Below are 3,588 nucleotides of genomic sequence, written 5' to 3' on the forward strand. Positions count from 1 at the left end.
GAGGCTCTCGACCCCGGCGCCGGTGAGGATCTCGATCCCCTGCTTGGCGAGTGATTTTTGCAGCGCGTCGGACACGTCGGCATCTTCCACCGGGACGATCCGGTCGAGCATTTCGACCACGGTCACCTTCGCGCCCATGTCGTTGTAGAAACTGGCGAACTCGATCCCGATCGCGCCCGACCCGATGACCAGCAGCTCGGTCGGCATCTCGGGCGGGGTCATCGCGTGGCGATAGGTCCAGACGCGCTTGCCGTCGGCCTTGGCGAACGGCAGGTCGCGCGCCCGGGCGCCGGTGGCGACGATGATGTGTTTCGCCTCGAGGTCGGTCTTGGTGCCGTCTTTCGTCACGGTTAGTTTGTTCGCGGCGGTCAGCGCGCCGTCGCCCATGTGGACGGTGATCTTGTTCTTCTTCATCAGGTGCGTGACGCCCTGGTTCAATTGCTTCGACACCGCCCGGCTGCGGCCGACGACCTTGGCGAGGTCGAACGACGGCTTTTCGGACGACAGCCCGTACGCGTCGGCGTGCTGCATATAGTGATAGATCTCGGCCGAGCGCAGCAGCGCCTTGGTCGGGATGCACCCCCAGTTGAGGCAGATCCCGCCGAGCAACTCGCGCTCGACGATCGCGACCTTGAGCCCAAGCTGCGCGGCGCGGATCGCCGCGACATAGCCGCCGGGTCCCGAGCCGAGGACGATGAGGTCGTATTGGTCAGCCATGATGTACTCCTGATTTGCCCCTCTCCCCTCTGCGGGAGAGGGAGGGGCCCAAGCCGCAGGCTTGGGAGGGAGAGGGGTCGTCCAGCGCACGAAAAATCGTCTCCGTCACCGCCTCTTCGTTCGTAAAAATGTCGTGGTTCCAGAACCGCAGAATGCGAAATCCCTGCGCTTTTAAATAGGCGTCACGGCGGAGCAGCACTCCCCTCTCCCTGCTGTCGCTGCGCGCCAGCTTTCCCTCCCCCGCAGAGGGGGGAGGGACGAAAGCGCCAGCGGCGGAGGGAGAGGGGCTAGTCACTCGCAATCTCCCGAGCCTTGCCGTCCGCCCCAATCGCCACAAACGTAAACACCCCGCTCGCGACCTTCGTCTCCCCCTCCCCGTCCCGTTCCCGCGCCACCCCCTCGGCGGCAATGGTCAGCGATGTGCGGCCCTGCTTCTCGATGGTTACGTACACCGACAGCTCGTCTCCCACCGCCATCGCCCCCGGGAAGCGCAGTTCGTCCGCCGCGACCACCACGCACTTGCCGCGCGAAACGCGTGACGCGAGGCTGCCAGCCGCGAGCGCCATCTGGCTCATCAACCACCCGCCGAACACCCCGCCATATGGGTTGGTGTCGGTCGGCATCGCGGTAACGCGGATGGCGGCCTCAGATTTCTTCATGAAAGCGTTCGACAAATATGAACCAGAAAGCGCTGGACAATAGTCCGGAAACTGCCGCCGCCGTAGGTAACCGTAGATCCCATGACTCTCTGAAACCCCCGATCATGCTCGTTACAAGGTTGCCAAATACGAACGCCGACAATGTCCCATAGACCATTAATTTCACCACCGATTTGCTATGCCCAAGGTACCTAGCGAGCATCAAAGCGGGCAGACCGGCAAGCACTCCTCCGATTACAACTGCCGGAAACATGAAGATTGAGATCAGGACCAGTCCGTTCTTAAAGGACTCCCACTGGTCGGAATTGGATGGCGGCGCCTGGATTAGCCCAGGCCCAAACATCGAGACGAGCAACACGCCCATAGACAGTATTATACAGACACTGAATGCCAAGAGTGCCCGCGCTAAATTCAAGCCACCAACCCCAGCGGATTCTCCACCAGCGCCTTGAACGCCTTCATCTGCCGTGCCCCGTCCGCGCCGTCGATCGCGCGGTGGTCGAAGCTGCCGGTCGCGCTCATCACCGTCGCGACCACCAGCGCGCCGTCGACCACATAGGGCCGCGCCTCGCCCGCGCCGATCGCCATGATCATCGCTTGCGGCGGGTTGATGACCGCCTCGAACTGCTTGATCCCGTACATGCCCATGTTCGACAGGCTGGCGGTGCCGCCCTGATATTCGTTCGGCCGCAGCTTGCCCTCTTTCGCGCGGCCCGCGAGGTCGTGCATCGCCTTCGAGATGGCCGAGATCGCCATCGTGTCGGCGCCCGTGACGATTGGCGTGATCAGTCCGCCGGGGATGCTCACCGCGACCGAGATGTCGGCGCGATTATATTTGATCAGCGTGTCGCCGGCGAAGCTGACGTTGCATTCGGGGACTTCGATCAGCGACAGCGCGAGCGCCTTGATCAGCATGTCGTTGACGCTGAGCTTCACCCCCCGGCTGGCCAGCCCCGCGTTCAATTCGCCGCGCAGCTTGAGCAGCGCGTCGAGGCGGATGTCGACGGTCAAATAGATGTGCGGGACGGTCTGCTTCGACTCGGTCAGCCGGCGCGCGATGACCTTGCGCATGCCGCTGAGCTTGACGACCTCGTGCGGGATGTCGGTTTCGAACGGCGCGGTGGCGGCTTTCGGCGCGGCGGCGGGGGCAGCGGATTGCGCAACCGAAGCCGGCGCGGGCTGAGCGGCACCGCCGAGATCGGCGCGGACGATGCGGCCATTGGGACCGCTGCCCTTGAGGCTAGCGAGATCGATCCCCTGCGCTTCGGCCAGGCGGCGCGCGAGCGGAGAGGCCGTGATTCGCTCGTCTCCGTCATCGGTCGCGCGTGCCGGGGGAACGGCGGGAGGCGGCGGAGTAGCGGGGGTCGGGGCTGGCGGCGGCGGCGCTACGGCCGCGGGCGGCGCGGGATCGGCTTTCGGCGCCGCGGCGGGAGCGGACGCCTCCTCCCCCTCCGCCGCGATCAGCGCGATGACCGCCCCGACCTTCACCCCTTCGCTGCCCTCGGGCACCAGGATCTTCGCGATCACGCCCTCGTCGACCGCTTCATATTCCATCGTCGCCTTGTCGGTCTCGATTTCGGCCAGCAGGTCGCCCGACTTGACCGTGTCGCCCTCCTTCACCAGCCATTTGGCGAGCGTTCCCTCTTCCATCGTCGGCGAAAGGGCGGGCATCTTGAGCTCGGTCGGCATGGGCAATCCCGTTACTTGAGGGTCGCCCGGCACAAATACGAAGGGGCGGTTACGGTCAAGAGGCACAGCCGAGGGAAAGGCCAGGCGAACGGGCGCGTGCCTTGCATGGTGCGACAGTTTGTGTGCAGCTTGGCGGCATGGATGAACAGGGGCCGGCCCGGCGCACTTACCTCGTGGTGATCGACGACAGCGCCGAGGCGCGGATCGCGCTGCGCTTCGCCGCCCGCCGCGCCGCCAAGACCAATGGCGCGGTCGAGGTGCTGGCGATCGTCGAGCCGCAGGACTTCGTCCAGTGGGGCGGCGTGCAAGCGGCGATGGAAGAGGAACAGCGCCTGCGGATCGAGGCCAGCGTGGCCGCCTCGGTCGGCGAGATCATGGACGCCGCCGGCATCCGCCCCAACATCGTCGTGCGATCGGGCGAGCCGGTAACCGAGGTCCGCGCCTTCATCGGCACCCGCGTCGACATTGCCGCGCTCGTCCTTGGCGCGTGCGGAGCGGGCCACCCGGGGCCGCTAGTGGCGGA

General features: G+C 65.6%; 5 protein-coding genes. 1 reads left to right on the forward strand and 4 read right to left on the reverse strand.

Annotated features, from left to right (window positions below; all coding sequences use genetic code 11):
• The 4 genes from Q0R27_RS01335 to Q0R27_RS01350 form a co-directional block, all read right to left on the reverse strand.
• A partial coding sequence (locus tag Q0R27_RS01335) for an FAD-dependent oxidoreductase (RefSeq protein WP_293940290.1) occupies positions 1–717 on the reverse strand: 717 nt, incomplete at its 3' end.
• On the reverse strand, positions 710–1,012 hold the full coding sequence (locus Q0R27_RS01340; RefSeq protein ID WP_366079632.1) for a DUF559 domain-containing protein: 303 nt from the start codon (positions 1,010–1,012) through the stop codon (positions 710–712). The genes Q0R27_RS01340 and Q0R27_RS01335, both read right to left, overlap by 8 nt.
• Positions 1,005–1,376, reverse strand: coding sequence for a hotdog domain-containing protein (locus Q0R27_RS01345; protein ID WP_293940292.1), 372 nt, complete (start codon positions 1,374–1,376; stop codon positions 1,005–1,007). Before Q0R27_RS01345 ends, Q0R27_RS01340 begins: the two co-directional genes overlap by 8 nt.
• Positions 1,377–1,787: 411 nt before the next feature.
• The gene (locus tag Q0R27_RS01350; protein ID WP_293940293.1) at positions 1,788–3,065 is read right to left on the reverse strand and encodes a pyruvate dehydrogenase complex dihydrolipoamide acetyltransferase; all 1,278 of its coding nucleotides are present in this window, start codon (positions 3,063–3,065) and stop codon (positions 1,788–1,790) included.
• Between the two features lie 137 nt (positions 3,066–3,202).
• Here Q0R27_RS01350 and Q0R27_RS01355 point away from each other — a divergent pair.
• Positions 3,203–3,588 (forward strand): universal stress protein (locus tag Q0R27_RS01355; protein WP_293940294.1); only part of this gene is annotated, 386 nt, incomplete at its 3' end.

The sequence above is a fragment of the Sphingomonas sp. genome (genome assembly GCF_025362505.1).
GTDB lineage: Bacteria > Pseudomonadota > Alphaproteobacteria > Sphingomonadales > Sphingomonadaceae > Sphingomicrobium.